The sequence below is a fragment of the Roseovarius ramblicola genome, from assembly GCF_042430665.1.
GTDB classification, from domain to species: Bacteria; Pseudomonadota; Alphaproteobacteria; order Rhodobacterales; family Rhodobacteraceae; genus Roseovarius; species Roseovarius ramblicola.
Genome location: NZ_JBHMEC010000028.1, coordinates 59,572 through 79,718, shown reverse-complemented (window position 1 = coordinate 79,718; position 20,147 = coordinate 59,572). Strand labels below are relative to the sequence as shown.

Annotated in this window: 22 protein-coding genes and 1 tRNA gene; 8 read left to right on the top strand and 15 right to left on the bottom strand. The window is 68.3% G+C overall.

Going from position 1 to position 20,147, the window contains the following annotated elements; all coding sequences use genetic code 11:
• Positions 1 to 30 precede the first annotated feature (30 nt).
• Together ACFFU4_RS18385 and ACFFU4_RS16750 are read right to left on the bottom strand one after the other, a co-directional pair.
• Positions 31 to 393 (bottom strand): DUF8370 family protein, encoded by a 363-nt coding sequence (locus ACFFU4_RS18385; RefSeq protein WP_512700575.1) that lies wholly within the window; start codon positions 391 to 393, stop codon positions 31 to 33.
• A gap of 325 nt (positions 394 to 718) precedes the next feature.
• Positions 719 to 1,255, bottom strand: a complete 537-nt coding sequence (locus ACFFU4_RS16750; RefSeq protein ID WP_377070995.1) for a hypothetical protein — start codon at positions 1,253 to 1,255, stop codon at positions 719 to 721.
• A 196-nt stretch (positions 1,256 to 1,451) separates the two neighbouring features.
• Here ACFFU4_RS16750 and ACFFU4_RS16745 point away from each other — a divergent pair, with 196 nt between their 5' ends.
• On the top strand, positions 1,452 to 2,075 hold the full coding sequence (locus ACFFU4_RS16745; protein ID WP_377070994.1) for a recombinase family protein: 624 nt from the start codon (positions 1,452 to 1,454) through the stop codon (positions 2,073 to 2,075).
• 681 nt (positions 2,076 to 2,756) lie between these two features.
• Here ACFFU4_RS16745 and ACFFU4_RS16740 read toward each other — a convergent pair.
• Positions 2,757 to 2,840: transfer RNA gene (locus ACFFU4_RS16740), tRNA-Tyr, on the bottom strand.
• A gap of 112 nt (positions 2,841 to 2,952) precedes the next feature.
• Between ACFFU4_RS16740 and rlmB the strand changes: the two genes are divergently transcribed.
• Positions 2,953 to 3,729, top strand: a complete 777-nt coding sequence (gene rlmB, locus ACFFU4_RS16735) for a 23S rRNA (guanosine(2251)-2'-O)-methyltransferase RlmB (protein ID WP_377070993.1) — start codon at positions 2,953 to 2,955, stop codon at positions 3,727 to 3,729.
• On the opposite strand, the gene ACFFU4_RS16730 is transcribed toward rlmB, so the two are convergent.
• Entirely contained in the window at positions 3,711 to 4,547 is an 837-nt protein-coding gene (locus tag ACFFU4_RS16730; protein ID WP_377070992.1) for a hypothetical protein, read from the bottom strand. The genes rlmB and ACFFU4_RS16730 overlap by 19 nt on opposite strands.
• Positions 4,548 to 4,664: 117 nt before the next feature.
• On the opposite strand from ACFFU4_RS16730, the gene ACFFU4_RS16725 reads away from it, so the two are divergent.
• The 3 genes from ACFFU4_RS16725 (at position 4,665) to ACFFU4_RS16715 (ending at position 7,133) form a co-directional block, all read left to right on the top strand.
• Positions 4,665 to 4,970, top strand: a complete 306-nt coding sequence (locus ACFFU4_RS16725; protein ID WP_377070991.1) for a hypothetical protein — start codon at positions 4,665 to 4,667, stop codon at positions 4,968 to 4,970.
• A 191-nt stretch (positions 4,971 to 5,161) separates the two neighbouring features.
• Positions 5,162 to 5,635: a CoA-binding protein gene (locus ACFFU4_RS16720; protein ID WP_377070990.1), complete on the top strand. Its 474-nt coding sequence runs from the start codon at positions 5,162 to 5,164 to the stop codon at positions 5,633 to 5,635.
• A gap of 79 nt (positions 5,636 to 5,714) precedes the next feature.
• Entirely contained in the window at positions 5,715 to 7,133 is a 1,419-nt protein-coding gene (locus ACFFU4_RS16715; RefSeq protein ID WP_377070989.1) for an FAD-binding oxidoreductase, read from the top strand.
• Here ACFFU4_RS16715 and ACFFU4_RS16710 read toward each other — a convergent pair.
• The 9 genes from ACFFU4_RS16710 to crtA all read right to left on the bottom strand — a co-directional run bounded on the left by ACFFU4_RS16710 (position 7,130) and on the right by crtA (position 14,561).
• Positions 7,130 to 7,498 carry a hypothetical protein gene (locus tag ACFFU4_RS16710; RefSeq protein WP_377070988.1) on the bottom strand — a complete coding sequence of 123 codons (369 nt, stop codon included), beginning with the start codon at positions 7,496 to 7,498 and terminating at the stop codon, positions 7,130 to 7,132. The two genes, ACFFU4_RS16715 and ACFFU4_RS16710, sit on opposite strands and share 4 nt — an antisense overlap.
• A gap of 31 nt (positions 7,499 to 7,529) precedes the next feature.
• Positions 7,530 to 8,216, bottom strand: a complete 687-nt coding sequence (locus tag ACFFU4_RS16705; protein WP_377070987.1) for a TerB family tellurite resistance protein — start codon at positions 8,214 to 8,216, stop codon at positions 7,530 to 7,532.
• 44 nt (positions 8,217 to 8,260) lie between these two features.
• Positions 8,261 to 8,740: a GNAT family N-acetyltransferase gene (locus ACFFU4_RS16700; protein ID WP_377070986.1), complete on the bottom strand. Its 480-nt coding sequence runs from the start codon at positions 8,738 to 8,740 to the stop codon at positions 8,261 to 8,263.
• The gene (locus ACFFU4_RS16695; protein WP_377070985.1) at positions 8,737 to 9,342 is read right to left on the bottom strand and encodes a VOC family protein; all 606 of its coding nucleotides are present in this window, start codon (positions 9,340 to 9,342) and stop codon (positions 8,737 to 8,739) included. Before ACFFU4_RS16695 ends, ACFFU4_RS16700 begins: the two co-directional genes overlap by 4 nt.
• Positions 9,343 to 9,389: 47 nt before the next feature.
• Entirely contained in the window at positions 9,390 to 10,181 is a 792-nt protein-coding gene (locus tag ACFFU4_RS16690; RefSeq protein ID WP_377070984.1) for an inositol monophosphatase family protein, read from the bottom strand.
• A 72-nt stretch (positions 10,182 to 10,253) separates the two neighbouring features.
• Complete coding sequence (gene bchO, locus ACFFU4_RS16685; RefSeq protein WP_377070983.1) at positions 10,254 to 11,111, bottom strand: alpha/beta fold hydrolase BchO; 858 nt, start codon at positions 11,109 to 11,111, stop codon at positions 10,254 to 10,256.
• Positions 11,112 to 11,113: 2 nt separating this feature from the next.
• Positions 11,114 to 12,799 (bottom strand): magnesium chelatase subunit D, encoded by a 1,686-nt coding sequence (locus ACFFU4_RS16680; RefSeq protein WP_377070982.1) that lies wholly within the window; start codon positions 12,797 to 12,799, stop codon positions 11,114 to 11,116.
• On the bottom strand, positions 12,796 to 13,800 hold the full coding sequence (gene bchI / locus ACFFU4_RS16675) for a magnesium chelatase ATPase subunit I (RefSeq protein ID WP_377070981.1): 1,005 nt from the start codon (positions 13,798 to 13,800) through the stop codon (positions 12,796 to 12,798). The genes ACFFU4_RS16680 and bchI overlap by 4 nt, the downstream gene beginning before the upstream one ends.
• Positions 13,797 to 14,561 (bottom strand): spheroidene monooxygenase, encoded by a 765-nt coding sequence (gene crtA, locus ACFFU4_RS16670; RefSeq protein ID WP_377070980.1) that lies wholly within the window; start codon positions 14,559 to 14,561, stop codon positions 13,797 to 13,799. The genes bchI and crtA overlap by 4 nt, the downstream gene beginning before the upstream one ends.
• A 55-nt stretch (positions 14,562 to 14,616) precedes the next feature.
• On the opposite strand from crtA, the gene ACFFU4_RS16665 reads away from it, so the two are divergent.
• From ACFFU4_RS16665 to tspO, 3 genes are read left to right on the top strand one after another with little or no spacing between them, the layout of a single operon-like run.
• A complete protein-coding gene (locus ACFFU4_RS16665) occupies positions 14,617 to 16,164 on the top strand; it encodes a phytoene desaturase (protein ID WP_377070979.1) in 1,548 nt (515 codons plus the stop codon).
• A complete protein-coding gene (gene crtB, locus ACFFU4_RS16660; RefSeq protein ID WP_377070978.1) occupies positions 16,161 to 17,210 on the top strand; it encodes a 15-cis-phytoene synthase in 1,050 nt (349 codons plus the stop codon). Before ACFFU4_RS16665 ends, crtB begins: the two co-directional genes overlap by 4 nt.
• On the top strand, positions 17,207 to 17,668 hold the full coding sequence (gene tspO, locus ACFFU4_RS16655) for a tryptophan-rich sensory protein TspO (RefSeq protein ID WP_377070977.1): 462 nt from the start codon (positions 17,207 to 17,209) through the stop codon (positions 17,666 to 17,668). Before crtB ends, tspO begins: the two co-directional genes overlap by 4 nt.
• A gap of 27 nt (positions 17,669 to 17,695) precedes the next feature.
• Here the strand turns inward: tspO and crtC are convergent, their stop codons facing one another.
• Both crtC and crtD read right to left on the bottom strand, forming a co-directional pair.
• Positions 17,696 to 18,613: a carotenoid 1,2-hydratase gene (gene crtC / locus ACFFU4_RS16650; protein ID WP_512700574.1), complete on the bottom strand. Its 918-nt coding sequence runs from the start codon at positions 18,611 to 18,613 to the stop codon at positions 17,696 to 17,698.
• Positions 18,538 to 20,118 carry a 1-hydroxycarotenoid 3,4-desaturase CrtD gene (gene crtD / locus ACFFU4_RS16645; RefSeq protein ID WP_377070976.1) on the bottom strand — a complete coding sequence of 527 codons (1,581 nt, stop codon included), beginning with the start codon at positions 20,116 to 20,118 and terminating at the stop codon, positions 18,538 to 18,540. Before crtD ends, crtC begins: the two co-directional genes overlap by 76 nt.
• Positions 20,119 to 20,147 lie beyond the last annotated feature (29 nt).

Below are 20,147 nucleotides of genomic sequence, written 5' to 3'. Positions count from 1 at the left end.
CCGATCAGCAGGTGCAAAGAGTAGCTTGATTTACGCCAGATCCTGTCCAAGAGACGGGGAGTAGCTCAATGCCTCCCAAACACTTCGTGCCGAAGCGGAGCCTAGTGCTCGTCCCCTCGAAGCCCCTTTGGACAGCCCGAGGTGTGTCTCATTCGGTTCCTTGAGACGTTCAAGAAGCTCGATAGCGGCGGCATCATCACCTTGTCGTATCGACGCAAGGACCTGTCCAAAGAAGTCCTGTACCAGTGAGACGCATTCATCGCCCCACTGCGACGGTAGTAGTCGGATTGCACGCGGGCTAATGAAGAGCGGAGTATCATTCTCAACATCAACATCAACGAAACTGAGTGTTGGTTGGGTTCGGCCGAGGCCATAATAGTCCGAGACCCGCATTTCATTCTCCTAAGCAATATCTTCGGCAATACTAATCATGCCTAGGCTGTCCAAACCAACCCTTCCGCATCTAATGCGCCAATAAGTTACGTAATTCTCTGGCACATTTTTTCGTGCCCCCTTCTATTACTCGCGACAATGCGAGTTCCCCCCATACCTGCCGTCTGACTGTAACACTCACAACCATCGCTGACCCATGGAATGCGAGTGAGAACCGGGAAGTACCAATGTCCTCCGAAAAACTCCGCACATTTTTGCGAGGGTGTATATACCATAGCTCCCGAACCCTTTTCCCCCATAGGGCCCTCCCGATAGCAGCCCAGCCTCAATCCTCGTGACGCCGCATCAAGTCCGTCACGTCATCGTACAGGCTCTGCAACCCTCGCTCGCCCGGATGCAATGCTGCGTATGTCAGCCTGCTGATATGCATCCTCGCTCCTGCCAAGCGGCTAAGGCAGGCCTTCAGGTGCCGCAGCGTGATGACCTCGGGTGCGTCCTTCAACCTACACTGGAAATACGCCTCGCCTGAGCCATCGCTACCGGCTATGCCGTAGCTCTCCAAGCCGTGCGCAATGGCGTTCCGCACTCTGAGCGCACCGGCTAGATGCCCGTGCAGTTCACACACGACCTCCAGGTGATCCGTGCCTCTCCCGGCGATGTCCTCGTGCAGCGCCTTCCACGCTGCGAGTGTGCGACCGATGCCGTGCGGCTTGTCTGCTTTCGGCGGGCCGCTCAACTCGGAAAGTGCCTTCACCAGATCAGCCTCAACCCTCGACCAGAGCATGAACAAAGAGCCCACTGCCTCTTTCATCTCGGCGATGGTACCCGGGGCTTCTGACTGGTCAGTCATGTTCTGGGTCATCGCCTACAACGTCCGCTGCAACCACTTTGGCTGCACGTTAAGCTCCCCTGATGTCGTTGACAACTGTCTCAGAGGGCCTGCTCTAGTGAGGCGCCTCGGACTTATCCGCAAAGTGTCTCACAAAATACTTCTTGCTATTTTGATACAGTCTGAGTATCAGGGTCTTGGATATCATTGAGACAATTGGAGTGCGACCATGATCGTTGGGTATGCCAGAACGTCCACCTTGGACCAGAAAGCCGGGCTCGAAGCCCAGCAGTCAGAACTGTTGGCAGTTGGGTGTGAGAAGGTGTTCGTAGAACAAGTCTCCTCAGTTGACGTGAAAGCGCGTGAGCGGCTTGCTGAGGCCCTCGACTATATCCGGGAGGGAGACACCCTTGTCGTAACCAAGCTGGACCGTCTGGCCCGCTCCGTGGCGCACCTGCTAGAGGTGCTGGAGGTCATATCGAGCAAGGGGGCCTCCCTTCGCATACTGTCCATGGGGATCGACACTGGGACCGCAACGGGCAAGCTGATGCTTACAATCTTTGGCGGTGTCGCAGAGTTTGAGCGTGAAATCATGCTCGAGCGTCAACGCGAAGGCATTGCGAAGGCCAAGGCTGCGGGTAAGTACAAGGGCAGGAGCCCCACGGCCCGCGCAAAGGCGGGTCAGGTTCTGGCGCTCCAAGCAGAAGGCATCGGGGCAGCAGAGATCGCACGGCGTCTCAGAATTGGCAGGGCAAGCGTTTATCGCATCCTGAACGACCAAAAGGCCGGGGACCGCAAAGAGCCTGAACCCGACCCTCTGGCGGAGGTCGCTACGCCAACCGCTTCGGTCTAACAGGTGGGACGCTGGAGGCAGCCCCACAAGGCGGCGTCCCTTGGCAGGGAGCATGGTGAAGGCAGTGCTGAGGCGATTTTGAAGCTGCCTGCCCAGCACCGGAGTTGAGATGTGCAGACAGACCATGGAGCGCAACGTGCTAACTGCAACAAGAGTGCTCCATAACACTGGAGCCATTGAGTTTTTTGATCGCTGAGAGCTCTGCGATTGTCTTGGGCTGGGTTGGGTCTGGGCGACGGGTTGAAGCCGCTCAGCAGGGCGCTCTGGAGCTCTGCGATGGCATCCGCGCCGCCGGTTGCATCTATTTACTTTCGCTTGCAAGTCTCTGAGGAGTCGAATTGGCTGGCCTGTTTTGCATCAGGCCTAATCCTCCATCTTCAAGACAGAACAAACCATCCGGAGCGGTTCGCCCTTAGCCCTCCGTCTGTTAGTCAGACGAATGTGGCAAGTTGCGCATCTGTTTTCCCCGAGGGTTATAATAAATCAGATATAGCCCGGATACAGGCAGCCGCGAGGCACTGAATATAACTGATTGATATATATATAAATTATATCCTGATTATAGATACCTGATCTATAGCCCGGATAGATAGTTAGGATAGGCCGCAAGACGCTTGATATGTCCCACCTTTGTGGCCCACCGGCGTATCTTGCAGTCTAAGTCATTGATTTAGCGGAAAATGGTGGGCGACCTAGGAATCGAACCTAGCGTGCGTCTCCGCGAGGGAGTTACAGTCCCCTGCCACACCTTGCGGCCTGTCGCCCACGTGCCGGGCGTCTTAGAATTGGTGCCGCGGCCCGTCAACCGGAAAATGGCTTGCGTGCCCGTGCGCTGAGGTGCAAGGACACGACGCTGTAGACGAGGGGCGTGCGACCGATGAAGAAACCCCGCTGGGTGATCGAGAAGGAGCAGGCGCGGCGCGCCGAGGCTGCCGGGACGGTTTGGCTGTTCGGGCTGCACGCCGTGCGCGACGCGCTGGAGAATCCCCGCCGCGAAAAGCTGCGGCTGATCGTGACACGGAATGCCGCCGACAAACTCGCCGCCGCCATCGCCGCGAGCGGGTTGGAGCCGGAGATCGCCGATCCGCGCAAGTTCCCCGCGCCGCTTGATCCCGGCTCGGTTCATCAGGGCGCGGCGCTGGAGGTCAAGCCGCTCGACTGGGGAAGTCTGGCCGATCTCGCGCTGCGCGACCGCCCGGGCGTGCCCCGTCTGGTGCTGCTCGACCGGGTGACCGACCCGCATAACGTGGGCGCGATCCTGCGCTCGGCAGAGGTGTTCGGCGCGCGCGCGGTGATCGCCCCGCGCCACCATGCCGCCCCCGAGACCGGCGCGCTTGCCAAGTCCGCCAGCGGTGCGCTGGAGCGTCAGCCCTATCTGCGGGTGCGCAACCTCGCCGATGCGATCACCGAATTGCAGGGCATGGGCTATGTCGTTCTCGGCCTCGCGGGCGAGGCGGACGAGACCGTCGAGACGGCCCTGGAAGGACGGCGCGACCGACCCGTCGCACTCGTTCTGGGGGCAGAGGGGCCGGGGCTGCGCCCGCGCACGCGCGAGGTGGTGGACGCGCTCGTGCGCATCGACGCGGCGGGTGGCTTCGGTTCGCTCAATGTCTCGAACGCGGCGGCCGTCGCGCTCTATGCCGCGCGCGCCTGACGTCTCGCGGCTGCGTCCTCGAAGATCGGCAGGAACCGGCCCTTGATCATCCAGGCCAGCCCGAAGGCAAAAAGCCCCGCCGCCTCGAACACGAAGGTGAGATTGAACCGGTTCCAGAAGCCGAGAAAATCTGGCGCGACGCGCCCGACGGCCATCTTGACCGCCAGCACCGCGACCACGGAGAGGATCATCCGGCCCAGAACGCGGTAGCAGGCGTTGCGAAGGGCCTTGCGGTTGCCTGCCATCTCGGCGGCCGTGGAATTGACGCGGGTAAAAACGCGCAGCACCACGTAAGCGAGGATGAGGAACATTCCCCCCGCCGCGCCGTAATGTACCGCGTCGAGCGGCAGGCCGGTCGCCTCCGTCCGCCCGAGAAGCACGGCCCAGAAATCGAAGGACGGCTCCTCCGCGCCTGTGAGCAAGACGCGCGCGCCCTCGGCTCCCGTGCGGGCACAGCCGGTGCCGGTCGTGGGCACGAAGGCCACGAGGAGCGATGCGATACCGGCCAGCCGGATCAGCAGGATATCCAACCGCGTCCAGCGCCTCGCGCCCTCGCATCCGGCGGCATCGAAAGAGTAGAGGCAGAGCAGCAAAAGGCCGATGAAGCTCAGCGCGCCAACGAGGATATCGCCGCCCACCGGGCTGAAATAGAAATGACTGATCGAGTCCTGGAAGCAGACCGTCGGCAGCCACGCGACCGCCACGAGCGAGAGCGGCAGTCCGAAGGCGATCCAGCCCACGGCGAGATGAACGCGCCTGAGGTCCACCGTGAAGGGCAGATTGCGGGGTGCGGGGTCTTGCTCGGTTTGATCGGTCATGCGGGGCCGGTCCTCGGGGGCTTCGTCCTGCGATGATAGCACGCGTCCGCGTGCTGGGCGACGATTTCGCGGCGCCGGGGCTTGGAAAACCGGCGCGATTGACCGATATGGAACGGCATGGCTCACAAGATCGCGACATGCAGTTACTGCGGCACGCGCGCGGCCCTCGTGCTCGACCGGGCGCGCCACGAATTGGCCTGTTCAAGCTGCGGCGCGCCGCTGCACGACATGAAGGCGATGCCAAAGGCGAAATCCGACCGTTCGCGCCCGGCGGGACGGCCCATGACCCTGCCGCGGCAGGATTATGAGGACGGGCACCGGGCCACGCCACCGCCACGCAAACGCACGAACAAGCGCCGCAAGGGGATCGGGCGGCGTATTTTCGAGGAGTTGTGGGATGTGGTCGAGGATGTGTTCGACTGACCCGCGATTTCACGCTTGGTCACGCGGCTATTACACCCCCTTTATATCGTGAAAATCGGTCCTATCTATAGTCTCAGAGGCGGCGAGTTGGAACACCGTCGTCTCCTATCACTGTCCCTCGTTCCGCGACTGGCGCCCAAGCATTATCTTGGGCGCTTTTTTCTTGGCCCGCTTCGTGATTAATGGCCACCATGAGCGAGACCTACACTGATTCCCACCTGCGCGACATCCTGACCCGGACCCGCCGCGTGGCGGTTGTGGGCGTGTCGATGAACCCGGTGCGCCCGTCCTATTACGTGGCGCGCTACCTCGGCCTCAAGAAATACGAGGTGGTGCCGGTCAACCCTGGTCACGCGGGGCGTGTGCTGTTTGGTCAGACGGTTGCGGCGTCGCTCTCGGAGATCGAAGGCGGGGTGGACATGGTCGATATCTTCCGCCGGTCCGAGCACGTGCCGCCGTTGGTCGAAGAGGCGTTGGACGCGTTTCCCGAGTTGCAGACGATCTGGATGCAGATCGGGGTGGAGCACCCAGAGGCAGCAGAGAAGGCCCGCGCGCGTGGCGTCGACGTGGTCATGAACCACTGCCCCAAGATCGAATACCAGCGCCTGTTCGGCGAGTTGCGCATGGGCGGCTTTAACACCGGGGTGATTTCCTCGCGGCTGTGAGCGGCGGATCCGGATATTTATGGCAAGATGAAGCCGGGGACAGGCTGGTCCCTGGTCGGACCTGTGATAGCTAAGGGCCATGACGCTCAAATCCGCCACCCCCGATTTCATCGACAGCCTGCGCGCGGTGCTGCCCGACGCGGCATTTCGCGAGGCCGCACCGCGCTATTTCGAAGAGCCGCGCGGGCGCTGGCAGGGACAGGGCGTGATCGTTGCGCCCGGCGACGCGGAGGGTGTGGCGCAGGTGGTGCGCGCCTGCGCCGGGGCACGGGTGCCGATCGTGCCCTATGGCGGCGGCACGGGGCTTGTCGGCGGACAGATCGCCCCGGACGGCCCGGTGCCGGTGATCCTGAGCCTCGAACGGATGCGCGCGGTGCGCGGACTCTGGCCCGGGGAGAACGTGGTGGTGGTCGAGGCGGGCGCGATCCTGCAGGACATCCACGAAGCGGCGGAGGCGGCGGGGCGACTGTTCCCGCTTTCCATCGCGGCCAAGGGCTCGGCGCGTATCGGCGGGCTATTGGGAACCAACGCGGGCGGGGTCAACGTGCTGCGTTATGGCAATGCGCGCGACCTGTGCCTGGGGTTGGAGGCGGTACTGCCCGACGGACGCATCTGGCACGGGCTGAAACGCTTGCGCAAGGACAACACCGGCTACGACCTGCGCAACCTGCTGATCGGGTCGGAGGGTACGCTGGGCGTCATCACCGCCGCCGCGCTGAAGCTTGCGCCGCGCCCGGCGGGGGAGGGCACCGCGCTCATGGCGGTGGCGGGGGCGCGCGCCGCGCTCGACCTGCTGGCGATGGCGCGCGATCACATGGGCGAGGGGATCAGTGCCTTCGAGATCATCCACCGGCAGGGGCTCGACTTCCTCGCCGAGACGTTGCCCGATATCCGGCAGCCTTTCGCCGAGCCGCCGGAATGGTGCGTGCTCATCGACGTGGGGCTGGCGCGCGGGCTCGATCCGGCGGCGGCGCTGGAGACGCTCTTTGCCGAAGGTTTCGAGGCCGGGCTGGTGCACGACGGGATGGTCGCGCAGTCGCAGGCGCAGCGGCACGCATTCTGGGAGGTGCGCGAGCAAATCCCGGAGGCCAACCGGCGCATCGGCTCGGTCAGTTCGCACGACATCTCGCTGCCGCTCTCGGTGATCCCGGAGTTCATCGCGCGCGGTACCGGGGTGATTGCCGGGATTGGCGATTTTCGCGTCAACTGTTTCGGCCACCTCGGCGACGGCAATCTGCACTACAACGTCTTTCCCATGCCCGGGCGCACCCGCGCCGACCATGTGGCCGAGCGCGACGCGATCAAGCGTGCGGTGCATGACCTCGTGCACGAGATGGGCGGCTCGGTCAGCGCCGAGCACGGCATCGGGCGGCTCAAGGTCGGGGACCTGGAGCGCTATGGCGATCCGGTGAAGCTCGATGCGATGCGCGCCATCAAGGCGGCGCTCGACCCCGTCGGCATCATGAACCCCGGCGCTGTGCTGCGCGCAGGCGGCTAGATCTCGATCTCGCCCTCGGGGGCCGTGTCCTTGAGTTCCTGCGGCGTCTTGCGACGCAGGATGATGTCGCCGTTGGGCAGCATCTCGGGGGGGTGATAGGCGCTCAGGTCGTCGATCTTGTCCATCAGTTCGGCCAGCGCCGGTCCCATCCGTTCGGCGAAGTCGCGCAGAGCGGGCTCCATCTCGTCGGCACGGTCGCGCAGGCTTTCGAGCGCGGGACCCATCTCGCGCCGCAACCCGTCCCAGAAAAGCTGCGCGCCTTCCTCCATGAGCGATCGGCCGTCCTCTTCCTCCTGCGCGGAGGCGGGGAGGGCACCGGTGAGCAGCGCGACGGCCAGAGCGAGGAAAGGTGCAGCGTGTTTCATGGGGCCAAGATAGGCAGAGTCCGTGACATTTTTAAGAGGGGGCGCGCATGGCGTTGATCTCTTCCCAGGCGTGATTGATGTCCCTGAGGCGCCTCTCGGCGAGGCGCACCGCCTCCTCGGGTACGCCGCGCGCCTTGAGCCGGTCGGGGTGACAATCGCGCACCTGTTTGCGCCAGGCGGCGCGGATTTCGTCAAACGACATGTCGGCGGTCACCCCGAGAACGGACCAGGGATCGGGCCGCTCGTCCGGGACGTAGCGCGCGCGCAGGGCGCGAAATCGTGCCTCCCCGAGACCGAATATCTCGGCCACCCGCCCGAGAAACGCGTCCTCCTTGGGGTGATAGACGCCATCGGCCACGGCGATGTGGAGAAGCCCCTCCATAAGGTCGTACAGAGTATCCGGCGCGTCGTCGAACATGCGCGCGATGCGGGCTGCGTAGTCCTCGTAGCCCGCCACGTCCTGCCGGGCGAGGTTGAAGATGCGCGCGGCGTTCTTCTCTTCTTCCGGGGGCAGGCGGAACACGTCGCGGAACGCCGTCACCTCGTCGCGTGTTACCTGCCCGTCGGCCTTGGCCATCTTGGCCGAGAGCGCGATCACCGCGATGGTGAAGGCGACGCTGCGCTCGGGCGGGCTGCGCAGGCGGTCGAACACGTGGGCGAGGCTCTCGCCCTTGGTGAGCGCCTGAAGCGCCTCGGATATGCGGGTCCATATCGACATGGTTCAAGCCTATCGCGGAACGCGGGCCCTGTCAGCGCAAAGCATCAGACGTGCTTGTGGAAAAGCACGAGGTCCATCCAGCGGTCGAACTTTTGCCCGACACCGGGCAGAACGCCCGAGCGGGCGAATCCGATGGCCTCGTGGAACGCGATGGCGCCCGCGTTCTCGCCGCTCACCGCGCCGATCAGCGAGTGAATGCCGCGCGCGCGGGCCGCCTCCTCGAGCCGCACCATCAGCGCCCGGCCCGTGCCGCGCCCGCGCGCACCATCCGCGAGGATGACGGTGTGCTCGGCGGTGTGGCGATAGCCGGGACCGGACCGGAAGGGGCCAAAGCTCGCAAACCCCAGCACGGTGCCCGCCTCCTCGGCCACGATGAACGCGGGGCCGCGGGAGTCGATCTCGGTGGCGAGGCCCTCTTGCGTCTTTTCCTCGGTGGTGAAGGTCACCGCCGTGTCGCGTATCAGCGGGTTCCAGATGCCCATGATCGCCGGGATGTCCGCCGCGGAGGCCGTTCGCAGGATCATTGCAGCACGCGCGGACCGTGGGGTGTGGCGATCTCGGCGCGCAGGGCGGGGGCGCCGGGCTCGAACACGACACGCGGGTCGTTGAGGCCGGAGAGAGCGGTGCGTAGCGCCGCGGCCTCGGGGTGTGTCACGACGAGACGTGCGAGCCGTGCACCCGAATCCGGCAGCCGGTCGGCGGGGTGCCCGCCCGCCTGCCACTCGATCAGCGCCGGGAAGAGGTTGTCGAAGGGCAGGCGGCCATCGCCGGGCACTGCCATGCGCCAGCGCAGATCACCGCGCGCGAGATCGAGAGGCGCGCCCGCATCCCCGTGCCGGGAGAGCGCCACGTCGAGGTCGTCCACCCGGACGATCCAGTTGCGCAGGTGCGGCGGCCCGCTCAATCTGTCGAGGTCGAACCAGCGCGGGCAGTCGGGCACAGGGGCGTCCGGGTCGATGGCGATGGCCTCGAGATAGAGGCCCTCTCCCAGCCCCATCAGCCGGTTATGGGTGCCGAATTTCGGATGTGCTCCGCCGGGCTGCATCGGCAGTCCGAGCGCCGCCTCGACATGGGCGGCGGCACCCTCCAGGGTCTCGCCCGCGACGGCCAGGTGATCGAGTTCCATGCCTCTCTCCGTGTTGTTGCGGTTTTTGGCATGACACGGGCGGGCTGTCACGCGCGGTCGCGGATAACACTCGCGAACTTGTCGAAAATCGCCTCGTTGGCGGCGATGATCTCGCCATCGCCAAGGATGTCGCCGCCCTTGGTCAGTGGCTCCACAAGCGCGCCCGCCTCGCGCGCGATGATCACCCCGGCGGCGAGATCCCACGGGTTGAGCCCGCGCTCCCAGAACCCGTCATAGCGTCCGGCCGCGACATAGGCCATGTCGAGCGCCGCCGAGCCCCAGCGCCGCACGCCTGCGCAGGCGGGCAGGAGCCGGGCCAGATCATGCAGCGTCTCGGGCAGGTCGGCGCGCCCGCCGAAGGGCAGGCCGGTGGCAAAGATTGCCTCGATCATCTTGGTCCGCCCCGAGACGCGCAGCCTCTTGTCGTTGATCCAGGCACCCGCCCCCTTCTCGGCAAAGAACGCCTCGTCCTTGACCGGGTCATAGATCACGCCGGACACCACTTCGCCCTTGTGTTCGAGTGCGATGGAGACGGCGAAATGCGGCAGGCCATGCAGGAAATTGGTGGTGCCGTCCAACGGATCGACGATCCAGCGGCGGGTCGGGTCCTTGCCCGGCTCACCGCCGCCCTCTTCGGCGAGCCAGCCATAATTTGGCCGCGCGCCGGTCAGTTCGGCCTTGATGGTCTTCTCGGCGGCGAGGTCGGCACGGCTCACGAAGTCGCCCGCGCCCTTCATCGAGACCTGCAGGTTCTCGACCTCGCCGAAATCCTTGATGAGGCCGCGCCCGGCCTTGCGCGCGGCCTTGAGCATGACGTTGAGATTGGCGCTGCCTTGCATGATCGGGCTCCTTGGGGATCAGGGCGGGGCTATACGCCGGGCGACAGGCGCGGGCAAGGGGGCTCTGCCGCGTCAGATCCCGGTCAGGAAATCGCGGATCAGCCCGGCGATCCGCGCGGGGTCTTCCTCGTGCGCGAGATGGCCAGGACCCGGCAGGCACAGGTGCCGCGCATGCGGCAGGCGCGCGGCGGCGTGTGCCGAGACGCTTGGCGGCACGGCGCGGTCCCCGTCACCGGTGATCAGCAGGCAGGGTGCCCCAAGTGCGGGCAACGCGTCGAGCAGCGCCGACACGTCCCATTGCGCCATCATTTGCAAGGTGCCCTCGACATGCGTGCGATCCCCGATCAGCCGTGCGTAATACCCGATGGCGGCGTCGTCGAGCCGCGATCCGGTACTCTCGATCAGCCGCCGGGCACGGGCGTGGCGATTGCCTCCGGCGGTGAAGGCGAGCGCCGTCAGCGGGTTGAGCGCCAGCACCCTGGCCAGCACCGGAAACAGCCATCCCGCCAGACCCTCGAACGGGCTGAGCGCCGCATTGATGCCGATGACGCGGGGCGTTTCGGGCAGGTTGAGCGCGAAGCGCAGGGCCAGCGCCGCGCCCGCCGAATGGCCGATGATGGCGCGCGGCTGCCAGCCCTCGGCGGCGACGAGCGCGGCGATATCGGCGGCCATCTGCGCCAGCCCCGAGCGGCCCCGCGCCCCCATCGCGGTAAAGCCCTGCCCCGGCAGGTCGAGCGCGACGACGCGGTGATCGCGGGCAAGGTCGGGGGCCAGGTCGCGCCAGGTGTGGGTCGAGGCCCCGGCACCGTGCAAGAGCAGGAGCGTCGCGCCGTCCCCTGCCTCCTGCACGTGCCAGCGATGCGGGGGGTGCGCGATGCGGCGCGAGGTCTCGCTATGTGGCCAGCCTTGCAGGTCGCGCGCCCAATTCATGCTCAGCCCGTGAGGTCGTCGCGCGCGGTGCCGATGGCGGCGCTCAGCCGCGCGGCATCGGCGCGCGGCAGCGCGAGGTAGCGCGCGCCCATCGTGGCGGCGATGTCGGCGGCCTGGGGGCCGGGTCGGGCGGCGGTGTCGATGAGCAGCGCGGGGATTCCGTCGCCACTCAGCCGCCCGGCCATCGCGAGCGCATCGGCAAGCGCCCCCTCGCGCCCCGGCGTGCCGTCGAGCGCGATGTTGCCGCGCCCGTCGGTCAGGCAGGCGATGAGCGGGCTCAGCCCCTGCCGCCGCGCCTGCGCCGCCATCTCGCCTGCCGCCAGCAGCCCGGCTGCCAGCGGCGTGCCGCCGCCGCCCGGCAGCCCCGCCAGCCGCCGCTTGGCCTGTACCAGCGAGCGGGTGGGGGGCAGCAGCACCTCGGCCCCGTCACCGCGAAAGGCCACCAGCGCCACCTGGTCGCGCTGCGCATAGGCCTGCGCCAGCAGCAATTCCACCGCGCCCTTGGCCTCGGCCAGCCGCGCGAGCGCCGCCGAGCCGGAGGCATCGACGGCAAAGATCAGCAGCCGGTCGCGCCGCGTCTCGTAGCGGGCGAGGTGGATATCGGCGGGGCGCACGATCACCTGCCCCGGCGGGCTGTTCTGCGCCGCGCGGCGCAGGGTCTGCCAGGGGGCGGCGGCGCGCAGCGTGGCCACCGGGTCGATGCGCGCGCGCCCGTCGGGAGGGCCGGGGCGCGCGGGCAGGGGGCGGCCGCGCTGCCGCCCGGCCTGCCGGTCGCCCGCGCCGCCATTGGCCGATGGCCCGCGCCGGGCACTCGGGCCTCCGGACGGGTCGAGCAGCCCCGCAGGCAGGCGCGCGGCGATGGCGGCGACGAGGATCTCGTCGGGCAGGTGGCTCTGCGCCGTCCCGTCGTCGTCCGTTTCGGCCCCGTCCTGCGCCTCCGGCGGGGTCGGGCTTTCTTCCTCTGGCGTCTGCTCGGCCTCGGGGACCAGCGTGGCGCGTGCGGGATAAACCAGCCCGGCGGCCTCGCGCAGGTGGTTGTCGGTGGCCTCCGCCGCCCCGTCGAGCGCGGCGAGCGCGCGGGCCGCCCGCAACGCCATAAGCGGGGCGCGCAAGCTGTGAATGCCGAACCTTGCGGCCAGTGCCGTCAGCGTGGTGGCCGCGCCCTCGGGCAGCGTGGTGGCCGCCAGTCGCGAGCGCGCGGCATCGAGATCGGCGGGCGCGGGCAGGGCGATGTCTACATCCCCCGCGCGGGTCTCGCTCAGGTCGATGTGAAAGGCCAGCCGCTCGGCCAGCGCGGGCGGCGCGGCCTCGTCCGGCTCGGCCCCCTCGTCGAGCGCGATCAGGCAATGGCCGCGCGCCGCATCCAGCATCTGCCCCAGCCGCGCGGCGAGGCCCGCGCGCGTGCGCTCCGCCATCGGCAGCACCATGTGGCAGGGCGCGGCGTCGAGCCCTGTGCTGCGGACCTGCCGCCCGGCGGCGAGCGAGGCGGCGACGTCGAGCCCGCCGAAGAGCACCGCGTCGGGCGTGTCGGGATGGATGCGCCGCGCCGGCCCCGGCAGCCGCGCCAGCGCCACCTCCAAGGCGGCGCGGGCAGGGCCTGCGCGGGCGCGCAGCACCAGCCCGCCGAGGCCGCCCGGATCGAGCGCGAGGGCCGCCAGCGCGCGGCCCGTATCGGCCCCGTCGCTCACCCCAGCACCTCGGCCATGGCGCGGGCCACCCGCGCGCCCGATCCCGCCTCGTCCAGCGGGTCGCGGCGGAGCCGGTGGCTCAGCGCCAGCGGGGCCACGGTGCGCAGATGGACGGGCGCGACCTGCGCCGCGCCATCGTAGGCGGCGAGCGCCCTCGCGGCACGGAGGAGCGTCAGCTCTCCGCGCAACCCGTCGGTGCCGAGCGCCACGCTCAGCCGCGCGCAATCGGTGAGGATGGCCTCGGGCGTGCCGGTCTGCGCAAGGGCGGCGCGCGCGGCGAGGATGGCGTCCCGTTCGCGCGCGTCCTCGGTGCCCCATCTTTCCATGAAGGCGGTCGTGTCGGTCTCGTAGGCGTGGCGGCGGCGGATCACCTCGACCCGCTCCTCGATGTCGGCGGGCGAGCGGACCTCGACCGAAAGGCCAAACCTGTCAAGCAGTTGCGGGCGCAACTCGCCCTCCTCGGGATTGCCCGATCCCACCAGAACGAACCGTGCCGGATGGCGCACCGACAGGCCCTCGCGCTCGACGATGTTGGTGCCGCTCTGCGCCACGTCGAGCAGCAGATCGACGATGTGATCCTCCAGCAGGTTGACCTCGTCCACGTAGAGATAGCCGCGATTGGCGCGCGCCAGCAGCCCCGGCTCGAACGCCTTTTCGCCGCGCGTCAGCGCCCGCTCGATGTCGAGCGCGCCGGTGACGCGGTCCTCGGTCACGCCGAGCGGCAGGTCAATCACCGGGGTGGGGCGCTCGGTGATCTCATGGCTGTCAAGCGCCGCCCAGTCCGGGCAGTCCTCGGCCCGCTCGGAATTCACCGGGCAGCCCGCCACCTGCCGGATCGGGGGCAGAAGCGCCGCCAGCGCGCGCACGGCGGTGGATTTGCCGGTGCCCCGGTCGCCGAACACCAGCACGCCGCCAAGGCCGGGGTCGATCGCGGTCAGGATCATCGCGCGCTTCATGTCGGCCTGTCCGACGATGGCGGAGAAGGGGAAGGCGGTGATCATGCAGATTCCTTCAACGATTCTAGTGGGTTGGTTCCGAGCCATGTGCCCCGTGTGCCGGTGACGCGGAAGCGGGCGTAGAGTTCTTCGGAGAACCAGTCACCGGTGCGGACGGCGCGGATGGCGCGTGCGTGGGGGCCGTCGGCGCGGGCGAATTGCGCCATGGCCCCGGCGGAGGGCCAGATGGAAAAGGTGACCTGATGCAGGAGCGGCACCTCGCCGATACCGATCTTGAAGGCGACGTTGGGATCGTCGCCGATCATCGCGCTGATATTCGGGACGCGATTCCAGAAGCTTAGCGCTGCGCGCGGGCGCACCGTGGCGCGCGTCAGCGCGGCGAGCGGGCCGGTGCCGGGGTCGGGTTCGGCGGCAAACGGCGCGGTTCCCGACCATGTGCCGCGCGCCGAGACCGGGTGCAGGAACACCGTCCAGCTTTCCCTGGCGCGGGCGTGGTAGCGCGAAAAGACGGGGCTGTATCCTGTCTGTATTCTGGCGGTATCGCGTCGGTCCCAGGTGGCGAGGATCGCGTAGACGGCGGTGTTGGGGCGCGGCGTGAATCCCTCACCGGTGCCCGAGCCGCACAGCTTCCAGAAGCCGATACCGGGGGTCGCGGCCAGCCCGCGCCGCGCCAGCCCCATCATCGCGAGGGCCCAGAGCCTGTCCCGGACGGAACCGAAGCGGAAGAAGCTGAGGCTGACGGTTTGAATCGGTCCGCTCCTGATGCGTTGCGTCGGCGGCGAGCCTGTTACGGATCGCGAACACATGAAACGCCGTCAATCGCTGATTGTCAACTTAACTAGACATGTGTAGGCTCTCCTTATGTTGACACGTCTCGATCCCGGTCTCAGCGCCGACGCCGCCCATCCCGTCACACCGCACGCGGCGGTGATCGGTGCCGGGCTGGGCGGGCTCGCCTCGGCGATGCGGCTGGGGGCCAGGGGCTATCGCGTCACCGTCTTCGACCGGCTCGACGGCCCCGGCGGGCGCGGATCGTGCCTGATGCGCGACGGCCACCGGTTCGACCTTGGCCCCACCATCGTCACCGTGCCGCAAGGGCTGCGCGACCTGTGGGCGGCCTGCGGGCGCGATTTCGACACGGATGTGGACCTGCGTGCGCTCGACCCGTTCTACGAGGTGCGCTGGCCCGATGGCAGCCGCTTTGCGGCACGCGCCGAGGCGGCGGCGATGCGCGCCGAGGTGGCGCGGCTCTCGCCGGGCGATCTGGCGGGATACGACCGGTTCGTGCGCGATGCCGAGGCGCGCTATCGCTTCGGCTTCGAGGATCTGGGGCGGCGACCCATGCACAAGCTGTGGGATCTCATCAAGGTGCTGCCGAAATTCGCCTGGCTGCGCGCCGACCGGTCGGTGGCGGCGCATGCCGCGCGGCGGGTGCGCGACCCGCGCCTGCGCATGGCGCTGTCGTTTCACCCGCTCTTTATCGGCGGCGATCCGTTCCACGTCACCTCGATGTATGCTCTTGTCAGCCATCTCGAAAAGGAATTCGGCGTGCATTACGCGATCGGCGGCGTCGCGGCGATTGCAAAGGCGATGTGCGACGTGATCGCGGATCAAGGCGGATTGGTGCGGCAGAACGCGGAAGTGGATGAAATCCTTGTGAAAGATGGCCGCGCGCGGGGCCTTCGGCTTGTCTCGGGCGAGGTGGTGCGCGCCGATATCACCGTGTCCAACGCCGATGCGGGGCACACCTATGACCGGCTGTTGCGCAACAGCAAAAGGCGGCGCTGGACGCCCGCGAAGCTCAAACGGTCGCGCTGGTCGATGGGCCTCTTCGTGTGGTATTTCGGCACCAAGGGCACGGCGGGCATGTGGCCCGGGGCGGGCCATCACACCATCCTCAACGGTCCGCGCTACGAGGGGCTGGTACGCGACATCTTCGTCAGGGGGCGGCTCGCCGACGATATGAGTCTCTATGTCCATCGCCCCTCGGTCACCGATCCGACCGTGGCCCCCGAGGGCGATGACACGTTCTATGTCCTGAGCCCGGTGCCGCATCTGGGCCACAAGGGCGCGGTGGACTGGCGGGCAGAGGCCGAACCCTACCGGCGGAAGGTGCAGAAAGTGTTGGAGGATCAACTGCTTCCGGGGCTTGGCGCGCATCTTGGCCCGTCGGAGGTGTTCACCCCCGAGACGTTCCGGGACCGGTATCTGAGCCCGCATGGCGCGGGTTTTTCCATCGAGCCGCGCATCCTGCAAAGCGCGTGGTTCCGGCCCCATAACGTGAGCGAGGAGGCGGCGGGACTCTACCTCGTGGGGGCCGGGACGCATCCCGGTGCGGGGGTGCCCGGCGTCATCATGAGTGCCGAGGTGCTGGCGCAGGTGGTGCCCGAGCCGGTGGGTGCAAGATGATACATCCCTCGGACCTCGACCATTGTGTCGCCGCGATCCGGCATGGCTCCCGTTCGTTTCACGCCGCCTCGAAACTGTTGCCGAAGCGGCTGCGCGATCCGGCGCTGGCGCTCTATGCGTTCTGCCGATTGGCGGACGATGCCGTTGATTTACAACAGGAAAAGGCCGGGGCGGTGTTGTCGTTGCACGAGCGGCTGGAGCGGGCCTATGCGGGCTGTCCGCGCAACGCGCCCGCTGACCGGGCATTCGCCGCCGTGATCGCGGATTTCGACATGCCGCGCGCCCTGCCCGAGGCGCTGCTGGAGGGGCTGGCCTGGGATGCCGAGGGTCGGATTTACGTGGATTTGCCGGGGCTCAGGGCCTATTCGGCGCGGGTGGCGGCGGCGGTGGGGGCGATGATGTGCGTGCTGATGCGCGAGCGCCGCGCGGACGTGCTGGCGCGGGCCTGCGACCTGGGCGTGGCGATGCAGCTCACCAATATCGCGCGCGACGTGGGCGAGGATGCGGCCGAGGGGCGGCTCTACCTGCCGACCGGCTGGATGGAGGCGGAAGGTATTGATCACGAAGCATTTTTGGCGCGGCCCGAGACCTCGCCCGCGCTGCGCGCGCTGGTGGCGCGGCTGTTGCGCGAGGCCGATGGCCTTTATCACAGGGCCGAGGCGGGGATCGCGGCGCTGCCCGTCGATTGCCGCCCCGGTATCTATGCCGCGCGGCTCATCTATGCCGGGATCGGCGGGGCGGTGCGGCGGGGCGGGTGCGATCCGATGGCCGCGCGGGCGCGGACAAGCGGCGCGCAGAAACTGGGCTGGCTGGGCCTTGCCGGGCTGCGGGCGGGGGCGAGCGCGGTCATGCCGCGATCGGCGTTGATATATGCCAAACCATTGCCAGAAAACGTTTTTCTGGTTGAAGCGGCGACCGCCGAGAGGGTGCGGACGCAGGATTGGTCGGACAGGCTGCACGCAACGCTGGCCGATCTCAAGCGCCGCGACGCCGAGCGCCTTGCCGCATTGCGGCGGCGGGCCTCTCAGGCTATACCCGGGGAATGATTTATGTGGTCTTCGCCATTTTCCTCGCGGCCTGTTTCGCGGCTGGATCCACCGGCGGGCTGTTCCCGCCGGGCGAGTGGTATCAGAAGCTCAGAAAGCCGTGGTGGACGCCGCCCAACTGGCTGTTTCCTGTAGCGTGGACAATACTTTACCTGTGCATGGCCGCCGCCGGAGCGCGCGTGGCGATGAGCCCCGGCAACGGGCTGGCGATGGCGCTCTGGGCGTTGCAGATCGCGCTCAACGGGTTGTGGACGCCGGTGTTTTTCGGGCTGCGGCGGATGAAGCTGGGGCTGCGGGTTCTGGGGCTGTTGTGGCTGTCGGTGGCGGCGACGCTGGTGGCGCTTTGGCAGGTGGACATGATCGCGGGCGTTTTGTTCGTTCCGTATCTGGTCTGGGTGTCGGTGGCGGCGGCGCTGAACCTGTCGGTTCTGCGGCTGAACCGCACGGTTGAGCACTGACCGGCGCGCGGTGGCGCAAGGTTCGGGTCAATCTTTGGCAAATTTCCAGCGCGCGCGGCGGGGCACCCGGACCGCGAGCATCGGCTTGAGCCAGGCGGCGCGAAAGCGGTCGAGGTCGAGCGCCTCGTGGACGCCGGTGGTCTCCTCTCCGTCGATCGTGGTGCGGACGCCCGCGCGGCAGTAGAACGGCGCGTCGAGCATCGGCAGGACCTGCCGGGGCGTGTGCCCGGGGTCGGCGCGGGTCTCGCGCGGCAGGGCCCAGAGGCTGCGCGGCAGGGGCGCGGGGGGCGGAGGGGCGATCTCCTGCGCGTGTCCGCCCGCGTCGAAGCGGATGCCGGTGGCGAGGCGGGTGCCGTCGCGGCGGGTGGCGTCGTAGAAGCAGGTGGCCCCGGAGGACGTGGGGAAGCGGCCCCATGTCCAGCGGCTGAAATCGGCCTCGAGCGCGCGGGTGCCGAAATTGGCGTCGAAATAGCCATGTCCCGACCATTGCCAGCCGGGTGCGTCGAGCGCGACCTCGATGGTGCAATCGGGGGCGAAGGGACGCCAGACATGGGCACCGTCCCCGGTGAGGGGCAATTCGACATTGGTAACGGTGCGGGGGGTGACGGTGACGCGACCGCGCACGCGGCTGATGAGCGGGGGCGCGCCCCATTCGTCGACCTCGACGATGAGCTGGCCGTCCTGCCAGCGCATCGACGACGGGCCGACAGTCAGGCAATCGGGGCTCTGGCGCAGGGCAGCCTCGCCCCGGTCGGTCATGGTGAAGCGGCCACCGGGGCCGTAGGTGGCGACGTTGATGCAGACGTGGTTTTCGGGGCGGCGGCGGCCCGACCACGCATACCACGGCGAGAACACCGAGCCGATGAAGCCTATGACCGAGACGGCGCGCGCGCCGTCGTCGCTGATGCCGTCGAGATACCACCAGGCGTAGCCGTCGGGCGGCACGTCGAGGTCGAAATTCGGTCGCTCAAGATCGCCTCTGCCGCGTGCCGGGCGGAGAGCGCCGCCATCGGCACCCCCGCCCCCGGATGCGCCCCCCCGCCCGCGAGGTAGAGGCCCGTCACCGGGGTGCGCGCCGTCGGGCGCCGGAAGGCCGCCATCGTGCCGTGCGGGCTCTGCCCGTAGAGCGCACCGAGCGAGGCCGGGAAGAGGTGCGCGAAGCCCTGCGGCGTGGTCAGGTTGTCGCGATCCGGTTCCGGGGTGAAGCGCAGGCCGAAGCGGGCCAGCGTGGGGAAGATACGTGTCGGGCATGGGGACTCCCTGGTCGGGGCCGCGCCCGGCGCGAGCGGCGGGGCGTTGGCGATGATTTCGAAGCGTTCGGGCGCGGGCGGGGCGGTGCCCGTCCCGCGATCCATCGCGCAGACATAGAGCGTCGGTTCCGGCGCGGTCTCGCCGCGCGCGAGGGCGGCGAATTCGGGGCCTGGGTCGGCGCGGAAAAAGACGTTGTGATGGGCGAGGTCCGCGCCCGAGGGCTTGGCGGCGAAGGCCCAGACCTCGGCGGAGAGGCTGCGGGGGGCGCTGCGCGTGGCGGCGGCGACCTGCGCGCAACCCTGCCCGAGCGCGCCGGTGGCGAGGGCGCGGGGATCGCCGTTGAACACCACGCGGTCGCAGGGCAGGCGGCGGCCACCCGAGAGGGTGACGCCGGTGACGGCACCGCCCGCCGTCTCGATGCGCGCGACATGCGCGCCGGTCTCGATCACCGCGCCGCAGCGGCGGGCGAGATCGGCGAGCGCGGCGGCGAGCCGGTGCATCCCGCCCTCGACCGCCCACACCCCCGCCGATTCGGCGCGCCAGACGAGCGCGAGCAGCGCGGGCACGCCCGAGGGCATGCCGCCGACATAGGTGGCGTAGCGCCCGAAAAGTTGCGCGAGGCGGGGATCGTCGAAGCTGTGCCGCAGCAGGCCGGCGAGGCTGCGATGCGGGGCCATGCGGCGTAGCAGGCCGGGGTTGCGCATGACATGCGCCGCGAGGTCGAGGGGCCGGGGGGCCGGGGCCTGCATCATCGGCGCGTCGAACCCGTCGAAGAGCGCGCGGGCGCGGGCGTCGAAGGCGCGGAACTGCGCGGCGGCGCGGGCCCCGGCGAAGGCGCGGATCGCCTCGGTATTGCGGTCGGCGTCGTCCCAGAGGTCGAGGCGGCTGCCATCGGGCCAGAAATGGCGCGCGAGGAGCGGCTGGCGGATGAGCGTCAGGTGATCGTCGAGCCGCGCGCCGCAGGTCGCAAAGAGCGCATCGAAGACGGCGCGCATGGTCAGCACCGTGGGCCCCGCCGCGACCGGCCCGGCGGCAGATGGCAGGGCGCGCATCTTGCCGCCGGTGTGGGCGTGACGTTCGAGCAATGTGACGGCAACCCCGGCATGGGCGAGCCGCGCGGCGGTGGCGAGCCCCGCCACGCCCGCGCCGACGATCACGGTGTGATCGGCATCTGAAGGGGGAAGGGGGGCGGATGTCATGGGGGAATTGTTGACTCGGGCGCGCGATG